We start from the raw sequence: 22,073 nt of genomic DNA, 5'->3' as shown, positions 1-22,073 counted from the left end.
GGCGCGGATGTCGGCGGACGGATGCGGCGGGGCCGCGGGTGCGGGAGGCGGGTGCCAGGTGCGGTGGGCACCCGCCTTTTTGGGTCAGGTGTCTGGAGGGAAGAAGGGGATGGGCAGACCGGCGGCGAAGCAGGCGGCCTGCCCGCCGCGGGCCAGCCGCAGTTTCAGCCGGCAGTCCCCCGCTGCCCGTTGCACCTCCTGCCGGGCCTCGTCGAGGTCGCGTTGACGGGCCGTGGTGGTGGTGACGTAGAGGGCGAACTGCACCAGGCCCGCGCCGCGGGCTTCCTGCTGGGCGGCGCGCAGCGCCCGGTCGCGGTCGGCGTTCTCGCGGGCGGTGGGGTCGCGCTGGGATTTGCGGCGGGCGTAGTCGCGGGCGGCGGCGACATTGGCCTCGCGTTCCAGGACCGCCCCGGCCTCGTCGCGTCCCAGCGTCTGGTACATCAGGGTGACGCGGCGGGTGAAGCGCCCCGGTTTGCACAGCGGGAACAGCACGTCGTGGGCGACGCGCTGGCGGGGCGCGGCCAGCAGCGCCCACGATTGTGAGTAGGCGCCGTCGTGGTGGTAGTGGTCCAGGTGGTCCTCGGCGGTGATCGGGCCGGCGTCGGCCCAGCCGGTGTTCCAGGCGCCCGGTGGCGCGTCTTCGGCGGCGGGGTCGAAGGCCGTGCGGACCGCGCGGACCAGGTCGGCGGGGGTGGCGCGGCGCAGCACGTCGGCTCCGGCGGCGCTGATGGGCAGGCCGCCCAGGGTGCGGACGACGTCGGCGGCGGCGCGGGCGGCGGTGCGGTGCCTGGCCGCGGCGGTGTCGAGGGTGAGGGTGAGCCGCGCGCGCAGCTGGCAGGCGCTGCGGGGAGCGGCGGCGACCAGTTCTCCCAGTACCTGGCGGGCCAGGTGCGGGGCGCCCGGGGCGATCCGGGTGGCGAGGTGGTCGGCGAGCTGGACACCGGCGTGGGGCACCAGCTCGATGGTGACCGCCGCATGGTGGATGCTGTCGTCGTCGGCCAGTGAGGACAGCAGGTCTCCCCAGGAGCTGACCTGGTTGTCGATGGTGGCCATGTCGGCCAGCAGCGCCCCGGCCGGGGACAGCAGGACCGTGGCCGACATGTGGCCGCTGTGCTGGTTCCACACCACCCCGACCGGGGCGGGGTGGCCGGGTTCGTGCACGGCCACCAGCGTGCAGGGGGCCAGCACGCCGGGCAGGTCCCAGGCTCTGGGCAGCGGGGCGAACACCTGCCCGCGGTAGCTGGTCTCGCCGCGCCAGTGCGCGCGCTGCCAGCGGATCCGGGCGATGGCCAGGTCCATCACCAGCACGCCGCCGCGGCGGGTGACCGCCGCCAGCGCCACCAGCGCCGCCGGTGCCGCGGTGATGAGCGCGGGCCAGGGGCCGGTGGCGGCGAAGGCCAGCAGCGGGATCACTGCGGCGGTCGCCACCATGACGCTTTGGCGGGTGTCCATGGCGCCCAGTCCGATGGACCGGCTCACCCGCCAGCCGCCGTATCCGCGTGCCCGCTCTCCGGTCACCGCCGCCTACCGGTCGCCTGCGTCGCCGGGCCCGGCGCGGTCGTCGAAGCCGTCGTCGGGGTCGGTGAACAGGTCGGGACGTAGTTCACGCAGGTCGTCGCGGGGGTCCAGGCCAGGGATCGGCAGGTCCGGGCCTGGGCCGGTGCTGGATCCGCCCGTCCCGGCCGCGTGCGGCGGACGCGGCGGTGCGCTGTCACCGCCGGTGAAGGCATCAGCGGCCCGCCCGATCATCTGATCGGCCTTGGCTGCGGCGGCGGTGGTGGCCTGCCCGGCTGCGTCGGCGGCGGCCAGGGCGGCGCCGATCACCGGCATTACTGCGGCGGCGCCGGCGGTACCGGCCTCACCGGTGGCTGCGGCGTCGCCTGCCTGGCCGCCGCCGGCGCCGACGCGGGCATACGAGGACGGGTCGGCGGGGGCGGCGCCCTTCTGCGGGCCGCCGCCCCCGCCGAGCAGGGAGGTGATCATCGAGCCGGAGTCGTCCAGGCCGCCGCCGCCCATCCCGGCCACCAGTCCCTGCAGGGTGATGGTGTGGGAGCCGATGGTGACGGCTATCCCCACCACCGGCGTGAAGATCTTCATCAGCGCGGGGAGAGCGAAGATCGCCAGCACCAGCGTGGTCAGCCCGCGGACGATGTCCCAGACGCCCTGGCCTTCGCCGGTGCCCAGGAAGCCGACCACGAAGATCAGCGCGGCCAAGGGCTTGTACAGCGCGATGGCCAGCAGGCTGGCCCACAGCCGGATCAGCCATTGCCGCGATATCTGCCCGCCGACCTGCCCGGCGGCCGCCACCGGGATCAGCATCGCCAGTACCGGGATCGAGGCCTGCCGCAGGAACAGCAGCACCAGCTGCATCAGCGCGATGGTGAAGATGAACAACCCGAACAAGATCACCGGCCCGGCGCCCAGCCTGGACACCGACAGCCCCAGCATCGCCGCGATCCGCTCGCCCAGGCCCTGGCCCATGGAGCTGCCCAGGATCTGCTGGGTCACGATGTCGCTGAAGACCAGCAGCCCGTCCAGCAGCGCGATGCCCATCGCCGACATCACCGCCATCACCAGCAGGCCCTGTGCGGCATCCATCAGATGGCGGCCGGTGCGGCTGAGCGCGGTGCGCATGCCCTGCACGATCAGCAGCAGCGCGGCGATGATCGTGCCGACCCCGGTGGTGACCGCGTGCACCCGCACGCTGGCGAACTGGCTGATGGCGGTGCTGTCGCCGGTGTCGCCGCCCGCCCCGTCAGAGGGCGGGCACGCCGACCGGCCCGGCGGGGCGGCGCCCGCTGCGGTGCCGGGTGCGGGCGAGGTGGTGGGGGAAGGGCCGGTGCCATCGCGTGACCAGTCCGTGCAGCGCAGGCCGGGCCGCAGGTAGATCCCCGATCGTCCCAGCCGGATCGAGGGAAGCTGCAGCCACCCGGTCAGGCTGAGCACGACCAGGGAGTTGGTGGCCTTGGCGATCGCCGTCGCCAGCGGCTTGAGCACGGCGTCGGAGGCGGCGTCGGCGACCTGCCCGGCGCCTTTGCCGGCCTGCTGTTTCAGGCAGTGGGGCAGGTTGGGCAGGTGTGGGACGGGCAGATCGGGCTGGACGGGCAGATCCGGCATGCCGGGGATCTTCGGCAGCACCGGCAGGCGGCCGGTGACGCATTTCTTGCGGCGCTGGCCGGGGGGCGGGGCCGGGGCCGGCCCGCTGGCCGACGGGGACGGTGCCGAGGATGGTGGCGGGGACGCTGAGGGGGAGGGTGACGCCGGGGAGGGCGGCGTGGTGCCCGGCCCGGCGGGGGTGGGGCGCGAGGGGATGGCCGGTGCTGGTGTGCGCGCCGCCAGGGCGAGCGGACCACCCGTGGCGGGAGCGTTCCCGGCCGGGGCGGCGGCCGCGCAGGGCACCGCCAGCGCCAGCGGCAGCGCCACGGCCCCGGCGACCGCGACACCGCGCACGGCCCGCCGGATCCGCTGCAGCACGGGCCGGGTCATCAGGCCACCCCCCGCCAGCCCAGGGCGGCGAAACGCGCAGTGCCGGGCTCGGCGATCAGCGGCACCAGATCATCGACGTCGTCGCCGGTGAACACCCAGTCGCCGCCCCGCACGCCCCGGTCCCACCGCCAGGCCGCGCCCAGCGTCACCGTCTGGGTGAGCGGGGCGGCCTGGGCGCCGGCGGCGCTGGTGAAGGTTGCCATCATCGCCACCTGCACCTGGCCGGGGCCGGGCTGACGCCACCGCACACCGATCGGGATCAGCGACACATAGGCGCCCTCGGGCACCGCACCCGATGCCGGGAGCCCGATTTGCAGCCGCAGGTCGGCCGCCGCCGGCCGGCCGGCCCGCCGCGCCACGGCCCGCAGCCGCGGCTGGGCGTAGACGTCGGCGGCCGCTTGGTTCGCGGCGGCATCCAGCGTCCAGGTGCAGGCGAGCATCGCCGCCATCGCCGCCGCCGCGCCCTCGGGGGTGAAGGGGAAGGCGACCGGGAACTTGTCGTCGAGCATCCGCCCGGCCTGCGGCAGCAGCACCGGCGGCTGCGCGGCCTGACCGGCCATGGAGGAGGACGTGGGGGTGGCCGGGGCGCGATGGGGCGAGTGCGGCTTCCCGGTCATCAGCACGGCCAGCAGCGCTGCGGCCACCAGCCCCGCGAGGGTGATCACCGCGATCCGGACGCGGCGGCGGCGGCGTTCGGCGGTGCGTGTGAACTGCTGGAGTGAGGTCATGGCCGCCTCAGCCCCCGCTGCCGGACGCGGACATGATCTCGATCGCCAGCGGGACCGCCAGCGCCCCCAGCGACAACCCCGCGATCGTCCAGGGGATCCCGGCGGCTCCCTCCCCGGCCAGGTGGGAGCGGTTGCGGCGGCCGACCGTCATCATGGCGCCGCAGACGAGAAAGCCCAGCGCACCGCACAGCAGGCAGCCCCACTTGGCCCAGGAGATCCACTGTTCGGCGATCACCGAAAGCCCGTCGGGGGCCTGCGGAGGAGGGTTGTTCAGGCCGCCGTATCCGCCGTTGCCCGGGCGCCCGGTCGGCGACGGCGCCAGCACGTCTGCCAGCACGCTGCCCAGGTGAACCAGCAGAGAGCTCATCTGCACCCAGCTCCATGCGAGGGCGCGGGCATCTGGTCAAGGCGGCGGCGCACCTGCCCGACCGCGGCCGCCACTTTGCGCTGCGCCAGCGCCTCGGCCGGGTCGTCCAGGTGCCGCAGGCACGGGAAATAGGGGACCTCGATCACGGCGTGCACGCGCGAGGACAGCGCGCGGATGCGGTACCGCACCAGCGGCGGCGCCCGGAACGGCGCGTCAGCGACCACCATCAGCACCGGCCGCCGCAGCTCCGGCCGCCAGCGGGTGACCCACTCGGCCGCCGCCGCGAGCCCGGCGGCGGTGCTGCGTGCCACCAGCAGCGCCGTCCGGCCCAGATCGGCGCCGGCCCCGGGCCGCCACTGCGTGCACTCCCCCGCACCGGCCGGGTCCAGCAACCGGGCCAGGGTGGAGGCCCCGGCTCCGCCATGGACCCCGATCACCACATAGCCGCCGGGCCCCCGGCCATGCCGGGCACCCGCACCGGGCGGAGCCGCCCCGGCGGCCACCGGCGCCGCCCTGCGGGCGGGCCGCCTTGTCACCGCACTCGTCATCGTTCACCTCCGCGAATTTTGAGAAAAGGGGAAGCGGTGTCGCCCGTCAGGGGCGCCCGTCCACAGAAAAACGGGTGCCGCCGCTGAATTCACGGCGGTAATAGCCGGTGGTGATGGGCGAGACCTTCACCCAGTCGCCGGTGTGCGGGGCGTGCACCATCGTCCCGGCCCCGGCGAAAACACCGACGTGATGCGACACCAGAGCACCGGGATGGGAAAAGAACACCAGATCACCCGGCTGCAGCTGCCCGAAAGCGACATGGGTGCCGCGCGGGTCGTTGTACTGCGCGCCGGTGAAATGCGCGATTTTGATGCGCCCGCCGGTGGCCTGCGCGACCGCGTGCATGGTCAGTCCGCTGCAGTCAAAAGCGCGGCCGCAGCGCCCATGCGCGCACGCCCACCCGGTCGGCCCCGCCCAGCCGCCCGCGCCCCACTGATAGGGCGTCTTCAGCCAGCGCATCGCCCAGTCCAGGATCCGCCGGCCGGTCGGCCCGGCCATCGCGCCCGCACCGGGCCCGCCGCCGGCGCCCTCGCAGGCGCCACCGGCCGGCCCGCCGGCCAGGCGGCCGGAGGGAGCAGAGCCGCCGGGAGCAGGGCCGCCGGCGGCGTAGCGTCCGGCCAGCGCCATCACCTTGCCGGCGTAGGCCTCGGCCTGCGGGCCGCTGCCGTTGTAGCGGCCTACCGCGGTGCGCACGTCGCCGCGCAGACCCTTGTCCTCGATCAGGATCCGGGCGGCGGCCGGGATGGCGTCGGCCGGGTCGTGGACGTCGCGGTCACCATCACCGTCCCCGTCGACCCCGAAGCGCGCCCAGGAGTTCCCGGCGGCGCCGCCCACCCCGATCTGCATCGGCCCGGCGGCACCGGCGTGGTTGGCGCCCCGGACGACCCCCGGCCCCCGGTCGCGGCCGTGGTCGGACTCCACCTTCCCGATCGCCGCCAGCACCGTCCAGCTGAGCTGATAGTCGCGGCCGGCCTTGCGGTAAAGCGTCAGGTAGTCCGGGGGAATGTCACTGGCTGCGGCGGCCGGTGCGGGCTGGGAGACCACAGCGCCCGGGGCCGCGGCACCGGCCTGGGCGGCGCCGCAGCCCGCGCCGCTGACGGCGGCCACCGCCAGCACGATCACCAGCACCCACAACAGCGCGACGGCCGTGACGCCCGCGCCGAGCGCGGCCGCGGCCTTGGCGGCCGCCGATGACAGCATCACCGGCCGCGTTCCGCCGCACCGGCGCCCGGCGGGTGCGCGCCGGGCTGGTGGCCGCGGTCAGCCCGCGTTTGAAGGCCCCCGGCAGAGCCGGCGACCGGGGCCGGTGGCTGCCGGGCTGATCGCGGGCGCAGCTCACCGGCGCCGTCCGGGGCGCTCTGCATCCACCGCACCTGCCGGCACCGGCCTGCTCCCAGCCACGGCGTCGCTGCTGTCCCGCCGGGGCCCGCAGGTGACACGCCGCCGGTCAGCGGCGCGGTCACCGCCGCGGCACCAGACGGGCTGCCGGGCTCGCCGGTGGCGGGCAACGGCGGAGAGGGGAAGCGGCCGGGCCCGGCCGACGGCGGGCGCCGCGGGCTCAGGTCACCGATCACCTGGATGCGCCCTTCGCGGCGGGAACGTGGTGGAGTCCCGGTCCCAGTCACCACGGGCCGGTGGCCGGGAGGGTGCCGGGCGGTCAGGCGTCGGGACCGGCCAGATGAAGGGGACCAGGACACGCCGGTCCAGCGGATCGCCGGTATCCCTGGTGGAATCGCACGCCCCCGCCAGGGCGATGCCGCAGAGCATGAGAGCAGGGGCGAGGTATTTCAGCATGAAGTTCTCCTTCGGCGAAGAGCGGCCCGGCCGATCGTAATGGGGCCGTTGTCAGCAGAACTGTCAGCCGAAAAGGGCGGGAGTATTTTTCTTCTGGCGTTTTAAGAAGGTCGCCAACTTGCGGTTTGCGCTGACACGTGTACTGACATCGGGCTGCCTAGGGTGTGGCCGGTACGCACCCCGCCGGATAGATGCACTGATTCACGCAGAAAGGGCTTCCGCTGTGTCTGAGCGCCTGAAAGGCATCGCCTACGTCGAGCTGTATGTCGCCGACGGCCCCGCCATCGTCGACCACTACGTCAACGGGCTGCTGTTTGAGGAGATCGGCATCGCCTACGGGTGGCAGCAACGCTCGGTCCTGCTGGCCAGCGGCACCGCGCAGGTCCTCATCACCTCGCCGCAGGGAGCGGGCGGGCCGGTGGCCGACTACCTGGCCCGCCACGGTGATGGCGTCGCCGACATCGCCGTGTACGTCAGCGAACTGGCCACCGTCCTGACCCGGGCGCACCGGGCGGGCCTGCGGGTCCTGCAGGAACCCACCTACCCCACCATGACCGACGACGTGCGGATCGCCCGCATCGACGGAGCCGGGTCAGTGCAGCACACCCTCATCGCCGCCAGCCCCGGCCTGCCGCCCGAATGGCCGCCGGGGTTCGTCTGGGAGCCGCCCGCCGCGCCCCGGCCCTCCATCGCACCGGCCCTGGAATCGCTGCGCCCCCGCGGATTCGACCACTTCGCCTGGTGCCTGCCCACCGGCAGCCTGGAAAGCGTGGTCTCCCAGTACCGCGAGACCTTCGGCATGACCATCGCCGGCAGCGACCAGATCACCGCGGGCGCCACCGTCGCCAACAGCCACGTGCTCCGCGGCGACAGCGGCCTCACCCACGTCATGGTCGAAACCGACCGGATCCTGCAACCCCACCCCGGCGGCCACATCGAGGAGTTCATCGAACGCCACGCCGCCGCGGGAGTACAGCACATCGCCCTGGCCACCGACGACCTGCTCACCGCCGTGCCCCAGCACGCCGACGGGGGCGTGCAGTTCCTGCCCACCCCCGGCACCTACTACGAGATGCTGCCCCGCCACCTGCGCCAGCACCCCGCCGTCAACGACCAGCTCGCAGACCTGCACACTCACGGAATCCTGCTCGACCAGGACGGCGACGGGCTGATCTACCAGATCTTCACCACCTCCCCGCACACCCGCGACACCCTGTTCTACGAACTCATCCAGCGCCGCGGTGGCGCCACCGGATTCGGCCACCGCAACGCCCAAGCACTGTTTGAGGCCCGCGAAGCCCACGCCACGCTGGGCAGCGCCCCCCAGCCTGACCCGGGCTGATCCCGGAAGGTGCACCTGTTGGTGCTGGGCAGGGGCTTGGACAACAGCGTCCGCCCTCGCCGGGCACAGGCCCGGAGGAGGCGCGTGCCTGGAGAGTCAGGAGGGGAAGCAGGCTGTCGGGGCTGTCCGAGCTGCTCGCCGGGCTGCAAGCGGCCACCCCGCGCACGCTGGTCCGGCCCGCCCGCGAGACGGCTATCCCCAATGCCGGCTAGTTAGGGTGTTCGGGTGGTTGTCGGCTCGGGGTAGAGGTTGAGGTCGATGACCGCTCGGTGGTTGGTGCGATCGATGCTGCCCTTGGCGCGGTGTTCGGAGATCGCGCGTTTGACCACGCGGGGGCAGATCCGGACGCGTCGGGGTGGCAGCGGGTCGTCCAGGACGGCGCGGCCGATGTGGCCGACCAGGTCGGCAGGGATGCCGGTGAGGATCCCGGCGGCGTGGACGATCTGGTCCCGGGCGGTGGCCAGTGCGGTGGTGAAACCGGCCCGGTCGGCGTCGATGCCGCCGGTCGTGGTGGCGTCGGCCATGGCGGTCCGCTTAAGCACACACAGGCCCTGATCGCGCTGGCCCGCCGCCGCGTCAACGTGCTGTGGGCTTTGCTCCGCGACGGAAGGGTCTTCACTCTTGACCCACCCGCCGCACAGGCGGCTTGACTTCCCCCATTGAGACTCTGCGGGCCGACCCGCCCCGGCCGCCCGGCCTGCCCAGTCCGTTGCGCCTACAACGATCACGGGGCTGCGTGGACATGGCGAGTTGGTCCTTCGTCGACCCGGGATTGGTCATGCCGGCCGAGGCCGTGAAACCGTACGGGGCGCGGGGTGCTGAACTCCGACAGCGGTAAGACGATCAGTGCAGTGCCGGTTCCCCTCTGCTGGGTGGGGTCGATCTCGTTGCTTCCGGTGGGTTGTCTTTGGCCGGTTTCGGTTGTTGGTCGAAATGCGCGGTGTGCTGGTCGTGGTGGGTCTAGCCTGCGTTCTGACGTTGCGTACCGAATTGATCACTAAGGGTGCACACTTTGTTCGGGGACGGTGGTCGTCTTCCGCGGGGGCGACGGTGAGGCGGGGGTCCGGTGACGGATCGGTTGTTGGTATCTGCTGACGACGATGGTTTGGTGTCGGTGCACCTCTGGCGGGAGGGCGAGCACACCGCGACCACGGTGGGTGAGCCCCGCCAGATGGTGTGGCCGCTGGATGCCGGTGAGCTGGAAGATCTGCGCTGGTACCTGGAGAGGTATCTGACGGCGCCGTTCGCGGTGTGGGAGCAGCGGGGCGTGCAGGTGCAGGACCGGCTGCCCGAGTGGGGGGAGCGGCTGTTCGCCGCGCTGCTGGGCGAGGCGGGTCCGGCGCGTGAGGCTTATGCGGCGGCGCGTTCCCGTACCGGCGGGCTGGAGATCGTGTTGAAGTCGGGGTCGGCGCGGTGGCTGGGGTTGCCGTGGGAGTTGATGCGTGATCCGGCACGTCCGGCGCCGCTGGCGCTGGACGGGGTCGCGGTGACCCGCGAGTTGCCTTCGGTGGATCTGCTGGCTTCGTTCCCGGTGGGCGGGTCGGGCTCGCGGTTGCGGGTGTTGATGGTGATCTGCCGGCCGGAGGGGCCGGCGGATGTGGGGTATCAGATGGTCGCGCGGCCGTTGCTGGAGCGGCTGGGCGCGGTGGCCGGGACGGTGGAGCTGACGGTGCTGCGGCCGCCGACGTTCGAGCGGCTCGCCGAGGTGCTGGCCGGGGCGGCGCGTGCGGGGGATCCGTTCCAGGTGGTGCATTTCGACGGGCACGGGGTGTTCGGCCCTGCCGACGCGGCCGGGACGGCCGGGGCGGGGGCGGTGGTGGCTGGGCGGGGTGCGGAGATGTTCCGGGGGCCGGGCCCGGTGGGGATGCTGGCGTTCGAGAAGCGCGGGGGCGGCGCGGATCTGGTGCCGGCCGGGCGGGTGGCGCAGGCTCTGGCGGCCGGTCAGGTGCCGGTGGTGGTGATGAACGCCTGCCAGTCCGCGCAGCTGGGCGGGGAGCTGGAGGCGAGTGTGGCGACCCGGTTTCTGCAGGGTGGTGCGGGGGCGGTGGTGGCGATGGCCTACAGCGTGTACGCGGTGGCCGCGGCCGAGTTCATGGCGGTGTTCTATGAGCGGTTGTTCGCCGGGGACACCATCGCCGCCGCGGTGACCGCAGGTCGGCAGCGGCTGCGGGTCGCCGACAAGCGGCCCAGCCCCAAGGGGTTATTGCCGCTGGCGGACTGGATGGTCCCGGTCCATTACAGCCGCCGCGAGATCTGCTTCCCCGCCCTGGCCCCCAGCCGCGACACCACCCTGTCGCTGGACCGGTTCCTGGACCGCATCCGCACCGAGCCGACGCCACCACCCGGCGCCGCGGGCAACGGGGGCGAGTTGGCGCCGGACGGCGCGTTTGTGGGCCGGGACGCCCTGTTCTACACGCTGGAGGTGGCGGCGCGGCTGCAGCATGTGGTGGTGCTGGTGGGTCCGGGCGGGACGGGCAAGACCGAGCTGGCCAAGGGGTTCGCCCGCTGGTGGCGTGATACCGGCGGGGTCGATGACCCCCGGCTGGTGGTGTGGCATTCCTTTGAGCCGGGTGTGGCGTCGTTCGGGCTGGAGGGAGTGATCACCCGGATCGGTTTGCAGGTGTTCGGCACCGGCTTCGCAGCCCTGCCGACCGGGCAACGGCGGCGGGTGGTGCAGGATCTGCTGGCCGAGCAGCGGGCGCTGCTGGTGTGGGACAACTTCGAGTCGGTGTGCTCCATGCCCGACCCCACCGGCGCCACCCCGGCGTTGTCGCAGGCCGAGCGGGACGAGCTGCGCCGCTTTGTGGACCATGTCGCGGCGGCGGGTTCCAGCTCGGTGATCATCACCAGCCGGGGGCCGGAGGAGTGGCTGGGGCCGGCCAGGCGGGTGAAGGTCGGGGGGCTGACCCGCGAGGAGGCCAACGTCTACGCCGACCGGCTTCTGGAGCCCTACCCGCACACCCGGGCCAAGAGGGATCGGCGGGCGTTCGGGGAGTTGATGCAGTGGCTGGACGGCCACCCTTTGGCGATGCGCCTGACGCTGCCGCTGCTGGACGAGCTGACCCCCGACCGGCTCCTGGAGGGCATGCGGGGAGTGGCCCCGCTGCCGGGCCGTGACGAGGGGGACCGGCGGACCTCGCTGGCGGCGTGTGTGGCCTATTCCTTCACCCACCTGCCGCCCGCCGACCGGCAGGCGCTGGCCGCGGTGAGCCTGTTCCACGGCATCGCCGACACCAATGTCCTCGGGGCGTTCTCGGGGGTGGAGGGGGTGCCGGGCTGGTTCGCCGGCCGGTCCGCCGGCGACTGGGCGGGGGTGCTGGATCGGGCGGCGGCGGTGGGGTTGCTGACCGGGATCGGCGGTGGCATGTACCGGATCCACCCGGCACTGCCCGCCTACCTGGCCCAGCAATGGCGCACCGACCAACCTGATGACTTCGACACCCAGCACACCGCCGCAACCCACGCACTGGTGCACGCCTACGCCGCGTTCGGCGGCTGGTTGTCCCAGCAACTGAGCGGCGGCAACGTAGATATAGCGGTGACGGTCATCGCCCTGCAGCGCCGCAGCATGGGCGCCATGCTCGGCTACGCCCTCGACCAGCAGCTTTGGCGACACGCTCTCATGATGGTGGCATCGCTCAACACCTTCTGGAATCTGCGGGGGTTGGCTGAGGAGGCGCGGCGGTGGGTGGAGCGCGCTCGCACCGTGCTGGAAGCGGCCGACGGCACCCCACCCGGCCTGGACACCCCCGCTGGACAGCTCTGGCTGGGTCTGGTCGGCGACCATGCCACCCGGCAGCTGAACGCGGGTCTACCAGACCAGGCCGAAACTACCTACAAAAAGCTCCTCCACGCCCTCAAACAACAACCCGCCACAGATGACCAGCGAGGCCTTATCGCCGTCACAACCCACCAGCTCGGCATGGTCGCCCAGGAGCGGGGGCGGCTGGAGGACGCCGAAACCTGGTACCGCCAATCCCTCACCATCAACGAAGACCTCGGCAACCGGCCCGGCATGGCCAGCAGCTACCACCAGCTCGGCAGGGTCGCCCAGTTGCGGGGGCGGCTGGAGGACGCCGAGACCTGGTACCGCCAATCCCTCACCATCAGAGAAGACCTCGGCAACCGGCCCGGCATGGCCACCACCTACCACCAGCTCGGCATGGTCGCCCAGGATCGCGGGCGGCTGCAGGACGCCGAGACCTGGTACCGCCAATCCCTCACCATCAACGAAGACCTCGGCAACCGGCCCGGCATGGCCACCACCTACCACCAGCTCGGCATCGTCGCCCAGGATCGGGGGCGGCTGCAGGACGCCGAAACCTGGTACCGCCAATCCCTCACCATCAAAGAAGACCTCCACAACCGGCCCGGCATGGCCACCACCTACCACCAGCTCGGCATCCTCGCCCAAGACCGAGGGCGGCTGCAGGACGCCGAAACCTGGTACCGCCAATCCCTCACCATCAACGAAGACCTCCACAACCGGCCCGGCATGGCCAGCAGCTACCACCAGCTCGGCATCGTCGCCCAGGAGCGGGGGCGGCTGCAGGACGCCGAAACCTGGTACCGCCAATCCCTCACCATCAACGAAGACCTCCACAACCGGCCCGGCATGGCCACCACCTACCACCAGCTCGGCATCGTCGCCCAGGAGCGGGGGCGGCTGGAGGACGCCGAAACCTGGTACCGCCAATCCCTCACCATCAACGAAGACCTCGGCAACCGGCCCGGCATGGCCCTCACCTACGGGCAGCTTGGCCTTCTCGCCGAAGAACGCGGCCACCCCACCCAAGCACTGGAATGGACGATCCGCAGTATCGCCCTGTTCGAGGACTTCCCCCACCCCGCCACCGGACCGGCACCACACCACCTACGACGCCTCACCACCCAACTCGGCATCCACACCCTCACCACCACCTGGCAGACCCTCACCGGCCAGCCCCTCCCCCCAGCCATCCACGACCATGCCCAAACCCCACCGACCAATCCGGAAGAAGGGCAACCGCCATCATGAGCGACCCTGCAGAACGCGGTGCACGCGCCTCCGCCCAACGGCTGACCACCCGCTTGGGCGCCAATGTGGAGGCCGAAGTCGAGGCCGCCCTCCACAGCCGGCACACACAGCAACAACCCGACCAGTACCTCGACCCGGTCACCATCTCACTCGGCACCCTGATCGTCAGCATCGCCGGCCTGACATGGAACATGTACAAAGACCTGCGCAAACAAACACCGGCCCCCTCCCCCCAGCACATCGTCATCCTGGTCCGCCAGCAACTCGACCAACAGGGCCAGCTGCCAGCAGCAGAGCCAGTCCTGGAAGTCGTGGTCGACGAAGTCATCCAGGCCGCCGCGGAAACCAGCCACGACTACAACCGTGGTGAGGAACTCGCCTAGACCCCGCCGACAAGACCGACATAGGACGAGTGAGGACGCCGCGGATTCCGACGCCTCCACTCCGTCACGATGCCGTGAGAAACAGGACGAGAAGGTACAGGTAATCGACCAGGCCGGTACAACGAGCCCGAAGAGGGGGCTCGCGACCCCCAGCCCTCCGCGAGCCAGAGCGCCCCGCCCATCCAGGTAGCCAGCGACCAGACCCAGAGCTGAGGTTCCCCCGTTGCACGGACACCACCATGATGTACTCGCTCGAACCCGGGCTAAAGGCTGTCCCGTAATGATTCAGAAGCGGTGGTTGAGAGCGGGTCGCCCCTGCGGCCGGAAGTCGTTCAGCCGGTCATGGTCAGGTTGCGCATGAGGGCGATGCCGCGGGTGGCGTGGTAGACGCCGTCGCGTTTGCGGCGGCAGTTGCGCAAGATGTTCCACCGCTTCATCTGTGCGAACGAGTGCTCGACGCGGGCGCGGACCTTCTTGTGAACGGTGTTGAGCTCTACCTGCCATTGCAGCAGTTCACCGCCGTCGCGGGGCCGCCGGTAGGGCATGATGACCTGCCGGTTTCCGTGATAGGCGCCGTCGGCCATCACGTTCGCACCTCGGCATTGACGCTCCACGCCCGAGTCACGGTAGGCGGTGCAGATGCCCCTATGTTCGGCAAGCCCCTATGTTCGGCAAGCCGCTGTTGATGCGGCTGGGCGGTCGGTGGCGATGACTTGGTAGCCCTCGCGAGCTATGTAGCGTTTGAGGCATCGCATCACTTCGGGTTTGGTCTTGCCTTCCCGGACTCGCCGGTCGAGATCATCGCGGGTTCGTGTGTCGCACCGCAGGCGGGTCACGACGATCCTATACAGGGCCGCGTTGGCTTGACGATCGCCGCCGCGGTTGACGCGCAGTCGCCTGGACTTGCCCGATGACGCCTCGACCGGGCTGGTTCCGCACAGCGCCGCGTACGAGGCTTCACTGGCCATTCGGTCGGGGTTGTCGCCTGCCGCGATGAGCAGGGTGGCGGCAGTGTCGCCGGCGATGCCAAGGCGATCGAGGAGTGCGGGGGTGTGGGCCTGGATGGCGGAGGTGATGCGCTTTTGGAGATCACGGATCTCCCGGGTGAGGTGCTGGACGCGTGCCGCGAGAAGACGCAGGGTGCACACGGCAGCTTGACCGGCTGGCCCGATGGCCTGCCCGTCGGTCAACTCGGCGCAGGATGTGATCAACCTTGCGCTGGTCAGCCCGTTCATCGACTCGCGCAGTTGGGGGTCGGCGGTGACCAGGACAGCACGAAGCTGGTTGATGGCCTGGGTACGGGCCTTGGTGGCTGAGTCCTTCGCCAGCTTGAACAGGCGCATCGCCTCGACCTGGCCGTCACCGGTCTTCGCTCGCGAGGACGCGCGCCCGGAGATGACGGCACGAGCGGCGGCCTCCGCATCGAGGCGGTCGGTCTTCCCACGACGCCTGCGATCGGCTCGATCAGGGTGGTTCACGTCAATCACCTGGACGTCCTGGCCGTGAAGGTAACGTGTGAGGGCCGCACCGTAGGAGCCGGTGCCCTCCACTCCCGCCCTTCGCACCGAACCCATGCCGTGCGCCCAATCCAGCAGGTCCCGATAGCCGGCCGCGGTCGCTGGGAACGCCGCCGTGGCCAGCAGAACCCCCAGGTGGGTAACCGCGGCGGCAACGTGGGTGTCTTTATGGGTATCGACCCCGAGCACAATCTCTGGACCGATGGCAGGTGTCTCGGTCTGCGCGGTCGCAGTCGGCTGCTGGATGCTGGGCACGGAGATGTGAGTTCCTCTACGACGTCGAGGGGGCAGTTGGCAGTCGCCGGGCCAGCGAGGGGGTCAGGACTGTGACGACGCCCCAAATGGGCAAGCCCCTATCGGGACACCCCTCACCCAGCCCAGCGCCAGCAAGCGCCGTCCCGACCGAGGCCGACAGATCTGCACCCAGGCATCGAAAGCCGATCGTTGTGCGGGTCAGACCATCGGGCGGGACAGCACTAGATCATCCTCACAGTCGTTGTGGTTGCCCGGCACCGGCCGTCCGACCGCGGCCACCAGTCGGGTGTCGGCGTTGATGACGACCTGCATGTTGTTCACCGAGTACCGGTAGTTCTTGGACGGTGCCGTCACCGTCCGGTCGTGGGCGGGTACCAGAGTCCCGTCCACGATCAGCACCGTGTCGGGGCTGTGCCGGCAGGTGACCGGGGCCAGCGCCAGCAACGGCGCCAGGTGGTCCACCATCCGATGCGCGGCCGACTTGGACACCCCGCACAGCAGCGCGACCTGCCGCAGCGTCAGGTTGGTGCGGTAATACACCGCGATCAGCAGTACCCGATCGGCCAGCGGCAGACTCCACCGGCGTCCGGTGCCGGTCTGCTCACCACCGCGACCTGCGACGATCCGCACCAGGCGGCGGAATTGCCGTACCGACAGGCCCGTGAACACCGGCACCCACTCGTCCCCGTCCGCGCTGAGCACCTGCTCCACAGCAAGATCATCGGTCCAGGGGACCCACCGTTGCGGTCCAGCCTTTAGCACCAGACACTCGCCGACGCCCTGACCACAGCGCTCAGCCAACTGTGGCTAGACGAGCTGAGCATGACTGCGTGGCCCCAAAAAGGCGGCGGCACCGCGCGGCCACAACAACTGATCGCGGCGGACCAATTCCGCGCGATCGCCACCAGCTCGAGAAATCGACCAGCCCGCTACCGCTCCGACATGCCGCGGGCCAGCCTCATCCTGAGGCTTCGCCACCACCAATTATCAGACACCCCCTAGTACTACAACGACAGGTTGTGATCACTGGCCCCGGGCCGATAGGTAGTGGTCTGTGGTCACAATCGATGCCGAAGCCTGGTCGCGAGAATTCTCTGACTTCTTGGCGGTCTTTGCTCATCGTTTTCCCCGGGTGGAGTCACGCCGACAGGCGGCCTCCTACCTGCGCGGACTCCTCAGCGAGCTGGAGCGCAAGAACGGCTGGACCCTGGCTGAGATGGCGGGCGAGGCTGGGGTGGGCCGGGGCGCTCACCTCTCCAGTGTCGGCCTGAGCCGAGCCGGGAGGGAGTGCCCGGGAGACCAGACTTCCCCCAGACCTGGCAGAGGTACTGGGCCCGCCTCCAAGGAGCGGCACCAGGACTCCCACACCCGCCGGACGTACTCCTCGGACGGACGGTTCAGCTGACCGATCTAGGGTTCTCGGCGTCACCTTTCTGGCCCGGAAGGGTCGGTGGATGACTCGCTGACTCTCTTGCGGTGGTCGATGTGCGTGGCGACGGCTGCCGTACCCTACGCCGTTGTGCGGGAGCTGGCCGAGGCACAGGGATTCGTGCCCCTTTTCAAGCCCGCTGGGTCGCGTTCGCGTTCATGGGCGTGTAATGCACGTGCGCCAGCGTCTTGCGCGACAGCGACAGGAATTCGTCACTGTCTTTGCTGGGTGGTGGCCGGATCGATAAACGCGGCTTCGGGCAGCCAGGCGCGGCCGTGACGGGGATGCTGAATCCTGGTAGTGGTCACTAGGGTGCATGTGTGCCCCATGGACGAAGCCTGGACGCCGACCGTCAACGGTTATTCAGCGTGGTGCGGGTGCTGAGTGAGCGTTCGGCGGAGTCGGGCAGGGCCGCCGAGCACAGTCCAGCTCTCAGCCGTCGTCGGTTGTCCACCCTGTTGCGGTTGCTGCGGGAAGGGTCGGGGCTCACCGCCACCGAAGTCGCCCGGCGTCTCGGGGTGCAGACCTCGACGGTGACCCGGGGCGAGCGGGGCGAGTGGAGCCGCCCTGATCCCGAGTATGTCGGCCGGCTGCTGGATGCGCTGGGTGTCACCGACCGGCAGCTGCACCGGATGTTGCTGCAGCTGGCATGGGAGGGACGGGAACGCGGGTGGTGGAACTCCTACCGGGCCATCACCGAGACCTACAAGAAGTATCTGGGGTTGGAGGAGGGCGCCTCGAGGATCTGCGTGTGCGATCCGCAGATGGTCCCGCACCTGCTGCAGACCGAGGAGTACTCCCGCGCCGCGCTGGTCGGCCGGTATCCGCAGCTGCGCGGTGACGCCTGCGCCGGTGAGGGGGCTTTGGTGGAGCAGCACCTGCGGGTCCTGCATCAGAGGAAGCGCCTCATCACCAGGCCCGATCCGGTGCATCTGTGGGCGGTGATCGGGCAGCAGGCGTTGCGTCCTCCCGACGGCGACGCCGAGGGTGTCCTGGCACGCCAGCTAGAGCACTTGCACGTCATGGCGCAGCGGCCCAACGTCGACATTCAGGTGATTCCCTGGTCGGCGGGCGTGCCTCCGACGCCCAATCCCTTCACTGTGCTGCGCTTCCGGCATCCGTTGGATCCCGAGGCCGGGTGGATGGAGACCGTGCTGGGATCCCGGATGGTCGATGATCCCACCGATGTCGCTCACCTGCACGAGATCTGGGTGTTGATGGTCGACCTGGCGCTGACCCGCAGGCAGAGCTGTGATCTTCTATCCCGCCCCCCGGCGGAGTGATCCGGCCCGATCACGGCGTCCAGGAGCCAGCAGCGCGCCGAGTCGCTCCAGCTCCCGGGACCTCGGGCCGGCTCATCGGACGGCTGCCACACCCCCCAGAGCAGGAAGCGCATAGGAAGGCGCAAGCTCGTGCGCGTGCCACCGGGTGATGTCGACCAAGCCCGGAGCGAGCGGCTCGTGGCCAGCGAACAACGCGGCGATCGCGGCCGGGGCGCGAACGTATACCGGCACCGGGGTCTCGGTGTGCTGATCGCGGATGGCCTGCAGGACCGAGGGGGTGGCGCCGGCGTCGGTGACGTGCGAGATGGCCACAAAGCTTCCGGGCACGGTGTGGGAGGTCAGCCATGCCACGACGTCGGCGGGCTGGTCGGCCTCGGACAGGAAGTGCAGGACCGCGATCAGCAGGATCGCCACCGGCCGTGACCAGTCGAGCAGCTGCAGTTCGGGGGTCTCCAGCAGGCCGGGGTCGCGGACGTCGGCACAGGCGAACGCGGTGCGCCGGTCGCCTGAGAGCAGGGCGCGTGCGTGCGCGCGGACGCTGGCGTCGTTGTCGACGTACACCACGCGTGCCTCAGGGTTGTGCTTCTGGGCGACCTGATGGACGTTGGCGGCGGTGGGCAGTCCTGATCCCAGGTCCAGGAACTGGTCGATGCCCTGGTCGCGGGCCAGGTGCATGACCACCCGTCCCAGGAAGGCCCGGTTGTGCCGGGCGCCGTCACGGATGCTGGGGTCGCGGCTCATGATGGTCTCGGCGGCCTGCCGGTCCACCAGGTAGTTGTGGTGGCCGCCCAGCAGATAGTCATAGACCCGTGCCGGGGAGGCCCCGGTCACATTAGAGACCGCGGGGATCGGTCGCTCGCTCATGGCATTGATGGTGACAGACGCCATCTGAGCCTGGCAGTCCCCGGTTTCTGCCGCAGGCGATGTTCCGCTGCGGCGTCCCCGCCAGCATCGGCGCGGTCGGCGCCACACACCTGCCAGAAAAGAGAACCACTCAGAACAAACCGAAAAGCGTTTACGCCGGGCTTTGTGATCGCCGCAGTCAGCAACTCCGCAAAGACGAGAAAAATCCTCGGTATTGCAAGTTTCTGGGTGCTGGACCATGATGGAGCGCTTGCGGCGAGCGGGGATCACCGACGGCTTCGTCGGCTGTGACCGGCCAGCCGCGGTGATGCGCAGGCACTGCGGGAGCTGCCGCCGGTCAATGGCGGCAGGAGGGAGTCTCATGCAGGTGCGGGTCCTGTCGGCGACGGTGGAGGTGATTGCCGACGACGGTACCCCGGTCTCCCTGCAGCCCCTGCTGGGCGCCGCGCTGGGTGTGCTGGTGGTGGTGGGGGGCAGCCGCGGCGTGGCCCGCGACCGGCTGAAGGCGATGCTGTGGGACGACAGCGGCATCGTCGACCGCGGCAGTGCGCTGAAGACCGCGATGAGCAAGCTGCGCAGGCTGGTGGGCAAGGACCGGGTGCTCTTCGGCGACGGCGTCTACCGTTTCGCAGCCCGCGACGGCCAGGACTACCTCGACCTGCAGGTCATGCGGTCATTGCGGGACCGGGCCGGCCAGCTGCGCGGCGAGGACCCGGCGACCTCGGTACGGCTCTACCAGCATGTGCTGCAGATGTGGGCCGAGGAGCCGCTGGCCGGGCTCCCCCAGACCCCGGAGGTGATGGGCCACCTGCAGACGCTCGCCGAGGAGCGCATGGCGATCGTCGAGGCGCTACTGGAGACCCAGCTGGAGCTGGGCCAGCACCGGGAGGTCGCCACGACCACCCCGGCGCTGGTGGCCGCCCATCCGCTCAACGAGCATCTGCGGGTGCTGCGGATGCGGGCGCTGGCCTGCACCGGCCGCAAGGGCCGGGCGCTGCAGGAGTACCACGAGGCCGAGACGCTGCTGCTGGAGGCCACCGGCACCCGCCCCGGCCCCGCACTGCAGGACATCCGCCGGCAGCTCATGGACAACTCGCCCGCCCTGCAGTCGCCTGCGGCTGCACCGCGCGCCGGCGATGCCCTGGTGCTGGCCTCGGGCGCGGACGCCGCCGCGCACTCGGTGGCCCGGATGATGAACTACATGACCGGCGGCTCCTACCACCTGCCAGTGGACCGGGCGGTGACCGAGATCGTGCTGGCGGCCGTCCCCGATGTGTGGATGCTGCCCAACGAGACCGGCGACTTCTGCCGCCGCGCCGCCCACGCGGCCGCTGCCGCCGGTATCGATCAGTTCCTGGAGATCAGCTCCGGGCTGCCGGTGCGCGAGCCGATCCACCAGGTCGCCCGTTGGACCGCTCCGCAGGCCCGGGTCCTGTACGTCTGCACCGAGGCCAGCGTGGCCACCCATCTGGGGCCGCGGATCGGCGACGAGCGCACCGGCATCGTCCATGCCAACGTCTGGGATCCCAGCGCCCTGCTACGGGCCGCCGCGCACCGGCGGCTGCTGGACTTCACCCGCCCGACCGCGGTGATCGTTCGTGACGTGTTGAACTTCGCGGGCGCAGACGATGACCCGTGGGGGGTCACCAGAGCGCTGGCCGGGGCGATCTGCCCGGGAAGCCTCCTGATCCTCTCGGTCGCCACCAGCGACCAGTGCTCGAGGGTGCTGCAGCGGCAGATCGCCGCGCTGGCCCTGCACCGACCGCTGGCCAAACGACTGGTGCTGTGGTCGCGTGAGGCCATCATGCAGATGTTCGCCGGCCTGCCCCCGCTGGAGCCGGGGGTGGTGGAGCCACACCAATGGCGAGCCGGCCGCGACGGCGGATCCGCCGCCGGGCCGATGCGCGCCCTGGTGGGCATGGCCCGCAAGCCCTAGAGAGCCACCCGCCCGCTCACTTCTTCCGGCGCCGGGGCCCCGGCGCGGGCCTAGGCCGTGTGTCGAAGTAGGTGGAGCCATTCGTTGATGGCAGTGATCTCAAGGACGGCCTGGTAACGGACGCAGAGCTTGTCGTATCTGGTGGCCACAGCCCGGTGCCGCTTGAGACGGTTGATGCCGCACTCGACGGCGTGGCGGCCGTGGTAGTCGACCGGGTCGAAGGACGGCGGGCGGCCGCCGCGGCTGCCCCGCCGCTTCCGGTGACCGGACTGGTCGGCCGGCTCCGGAATGGTGCAGGCGATACCACGGCCGCGCAGGTGAGCGCGGATCGCCCGCGACGAGCAGGCCTTATCGGCCCGAACCCGATCCGGGCGGGTGCGGGGACGGCCCCGTCCTGGCCGGGCGACCCTGATCTGGGCCATCACCGCCTCGAACTGCGGGGCGTCCCCGCGCTGCCCGGCCGTCACCACCATCGATAAAGGCCGCTGCCCCTGCTCACAGGCCAGATGCACCTTGGTCGACAACCCGCCGCGGGAGCGGCCCAGGGCGTGATCGGCCGGCTCGGTGCCCGCACCTGCGGGTGGCTCGCGCTGCAGATCGCCGCGGCGGCGGGCACCGGCGGCGTGCTGGTGAGCCCGCACGATCGTGGAATCCACGTTCACCTCCCAGCCGGTCAACCCGGCCGCATCCGCCTGCGTCTGCAGCCCGGCCAGGACGCCTGCCCAGATGCCGGCGCGCTGCCAACGGCGAAACAGCGCGTAGACCGCGTGCCAGGAGCCGTAGTGCTCCGGCACGTCCCGCCAGGGCGCACCGGTCCGCACCCGCCAGCGGATCCCATCGATGAGCTGGCGTTTGGTCCACTTCGACGGCCTACCTGGCCCCTTGGGCGGTGGGAGCACCGGCTCCAGGAGCGCCCACTGCTCATCGGTCAGGTCGAACCGCCTCGTCACCGCTAGGGTGGCCACGAGGTCTCCGGAACTCAGGGTCTTCTTGGTCGATGACTCCTGTACCGGAGACCTCACTACTTTCGGCGCCGGACACGCCGCTCACTCCACTTTGAGACAGGACCTAGTCGAAGGCCAGATCACGCCAGCACGGTTGCCTGGGAGCGTGCTCCCGCGCT

General features: G+C 71.0%; 17 protein-coding genes and 2 pseudogenes. 7 read left to right on the top strand and 12 right to left on the bottom strand.

Features of this window, described 5'->3' with window-relative positions; translation table 11 throughout:
• Nucleotides 1–84 precede the first annotated feature (84 nt).
• The 6 genes from AGRA3207_RS37495 to AGRA3207_RS37470 all read right to left on the bottom strand — a co-directional run bounded on the left by AGRA3207_RS37495 (nt 85) and on the right by AGRA3207_RS37470 (nt 6,330).
• Nucleotides 85–1,452 carry an SCO6880 family protein gene (locus AGRA3207_RS37495; protein ID WP_231332111.1) on the bottom strand — a complete coding sequence of 456 codons (1,368 nt, stop codon included), beginning with the start codon at nt 1,450–1,452 and terminating at the stop codon, nt 85–87.
• Nucleotides 1,453–1,524: 72 nt separating this feature from the next.
• Nucleotides 1,525–3,486 carry a hypothetical protein gene (locus AGRA3207_RS37490; RefSeq protein ID WP_231332110.1) on the bottom strand — a complete coding sequence of 654 codons (1,962 nt, stop codon included), beginning with the start codon at nt 3,484–3,486 and terminating at the stop codon, nt 1,525–1,527.
• The gene (locus tag AGRA3207_RS37485) at nt 3,486–4,214 is read right to left on the bottom strand and encodes a hypothetical protein (RefSeq protein ID WP_231332109.1); all 729 of its coding nucleotides are present in this window, start codon (nt 4,212–4,214) and stop codon (nt 3,486–3,488) included. Before AGRA3207_RS37485 ends, AGRA3207_RS37490 begins: the two co-directional genes overlap by 1 nt.
• A 7-nt stretch (nt 4,215–4,221) precedes the next feature.
• Nucleotides 4,222–4,581, bottom strand: a complete 360-nt coding sequence (locus AGRA3207_RS37480) for a hypothetical protein (protein ID WP_231332108.1) — start codon at nt 4,579–4,581, stop codon at nt 4,222–4,224.
• Nucleotides 4,578–5,129, bottom strand: a complete 552-nt coding sequence (locus AGRA3207_RS37475) for a hypothetical protein (RefSeq protein ID WP_231332107.1) — start codon at nt 5,127–5,129, stop codon at nt 4,578–4,580. The genes AGRA3207_RS37480 and AGRA3207_RS37475 overlap by 4 nt, the downstream gene beginning before the upstream one ends.
• Nucleotides 5,130–5,175: 46 nt before the next feature.
• Complete coding sequence (locus AGRA3207_RS37470; protein ID WP_231336510.1) at nt 5,176–6,330, bottom strand: C40 family peptidase; 1,155 nt, start codon at nt 6,328–6,330, stop codon at nt 5,176–5,178.
• On the opposite strand from AGRA3207_RS37470, the gene AGRA3207_RS40015 reads away from it, so the two are divergent.
• Together AGRA3207_RS40015 and AGRA3207_RS37465 are read left to right on the top strand one after the other, a co-directional pair.
• Nucleotides 6,321–6,452 carry a hypothetical protein gene (locus AGRA3207_RS40015; protein WP_273699972.1) on the top strand — a complete coding sequence of 44 codons (132 nt, stop codon included), beginning with the start codon at nt 6,321–6,323 and terminating at the stop codon, nt 6,450–6,452. The two genes, AGRA3207_RS37470 and AGRA3207_RS40015, sit on opposite strands and share 10 nt — an antisense overlap.
• A 695-nt stretch (nt 6,453–7,147) precedes the next feature.
• Entirely contained in the window at nt 7,148–8,266 is a 1,119-nt protein-coding gene (locus tag AGRA3207_RS37465) for a VOC family protein (protein WP_231332106.1), read from the top strand.
• Nucleotides 8,267–8,478: 212 nt separating this feature from the next.
• On the opposite strand, the gene AGRA3207_RS37460 is transcribed toward AGRA3207_RS37465, so the two are convergent.
• On the bottom strand, nt 8,479–8,808 hold the full coding sequence (locus AGRA3207_RS37460) for a hypothetical protein (protein WP_231336539.1): 330 nt from the start codon (nt 8,806–8,808) through the stop codon (nt 8,479–8,481).
• A 566-nt stretch (nt 8,809–9,374) separates the two neighbouring features.
• Here AGRA3207_RS37460 and AGRA3207_RS37455 point away from each other — a divergent pair.
• A complete protein-coding gene (locus tag AGRA3207_RS37455; RefSeq protein ID WP_231332105.1) occupies nt 9,375–13,283 on the top strand; it encodes a CHAT domain-containing tetratricopeptide repeat protein in 3,909 nt (1,302 codons plus the stop codon).
• Nucleotides 13,280–13,666 (top strand): hypothetical protein, encoded by a 387-nt coding sequence (locus tag AGRA3207_RS37450; RefSeq protein WP_231332104.1) that lies wholly within the window; start codon nt 13,280–13,282, stop codon nt 13,664–13,666. The genes AGRA3207_RS37455 and AGRA3207_RS37450 overlap by 4 nt, the downstream gene beginning before the upstream one ends.
• Before the next feature lie 332 nt (nt 13,667–13,998).
• Here the strand turns inward: AGRA3207_RS37450 and AGRA3207_RS37445 are convergent, their stop codons facing one another.
• From AGRA3207_RS37445 to AGRA3207_RS37435, 3 genes and pseudogenes are all read right to left on the bottom strand, one after another.
• The gene (locus AGRA3207_RS37445) at nt 13,999–14,250 is read right to left on the bottom strand and encodes a transposase family protein (protein ID WP_231332103.1); all 252 of its coding nucleotides are present in this window, start codon (nt 14,248–14,250) and stop codon (nt 13,999–14,001) included.
• Nucleotides 14,251–14,328: 78 nt separating this feature from the next.
• On the bottom strand, nt 14,329–15,438 hold the full coding sequence (locus tag AGRA3207_RS37440; RefSeq protein ID WP_231332102.1) for an IS110 family RNA-guided transposase: 1,110 nt from the start codon (nt 15,436–15,438) through the stop codon (nt 14,329–14,331).
• A gap of 234 nt (nt 15,439–15,672) precedes the next feature.
• Nucleotides 15,673–16,149: pseudogene (locus AGRA3207_RS37435) on the bottom strand (transposase family protein); the annotation flags it as partial.
• A 352-nt stretch (nt 16,150–16,501) separates the two neighbouring features.
• On the opposite strand from AGRA3207_RS37435, the pseudogene AGRA3207_RS37430 reads away from it, so the two are divergent.
• Together AGRA3207_RS37430 and AGRA3207_RS37425 are read left to right on the top strand one after the other, a co-directional pair.
• Nucleotides 16,502–16,672, top strand: a pseudogene (locus tag AGRA3207_RS37430) (IS701 family transposase); the annotation flags it as partial.
• Between the two features lie 563 nt (nt 16,673–17,235).
• Nucleotides 17,236–18,150: a helix-turn-helix domain-containing protein gene (locus tag AGRA3207_RS37425; protein ID WP_231332101.1), complete on the top strand. Its 915-nt coding sequence runs from the start codon at nt 17,236–17,238 to the stop codon at nt 18,148–18,150.
• A gap of 72 nt (nt 18,151–18,222) precedes the next feature.
• Here AGRA3207_RS37425 and AGRA3207_RS37420 read toward each other — a convergent pair whose 3' ends face one another.
• Nucleotides 18,223–19,014 carry an SAM-dependent methyltransferase gene (locus AGRA3207_RS37420; protein ID WP_231332100.1) on the bottom strand — a complete coding sequence of 264 codons (792 nt, stop codon included), beginning with the start codon at nt 19,012–19,014 and terminating at the stop codon, nt 18,223–18,225.
• Between the two features lie 361 nt (nt 19,015–19,375).
• Here AGRA3207_RS37420 and AGRA3207_RS37415 point away from each other — a divergent pair, with 361 nt between their 5' ends.
• Nucleotides 19,376–20,950: an SAM-dependent methyltransferase gene (locus AGRA3207_RS37415; protein WP_231332099.1), complete on the top strand. Its 1,575-nt coding sequence runs from the start codon at nt 19,376–19,378 to the stop codon at nt 20,948–20,950.
• Nucleotides 20,951–21,000: 50 nt separating this feature from the next.
• On the opposite strand, the gene AGRA3207_RS37410 is transcribed toward AGRA3207_RS37415, so the two are convergent.
• Nucleotides 21,001–21,900 (bottom strand): IS5 family transposase, encoded by a 900-nt coding sequence (locus AGRA3207_RS37410; protein WP_231336509.1) that lies wholly within the window; start codon nt 21,898–21,900, stop codon nt 21,001–21,003.
• Nucleotides 21,901–22,073: the final 173 nt, after the last annotated feature.

Origin of the sequence: Actinomadura graeca, assembly GCF_019175365.1 — a bacterium.
Lineage (GTDB): Bacteria > Actinomycetota > Actinomycetes > Streptosporangiales > Streptosporangiaceae > Spirillospora > Spirillospora graeca.
This window is presented reverse-complemented; position numbering and strand designations above follow the sequence as displayed.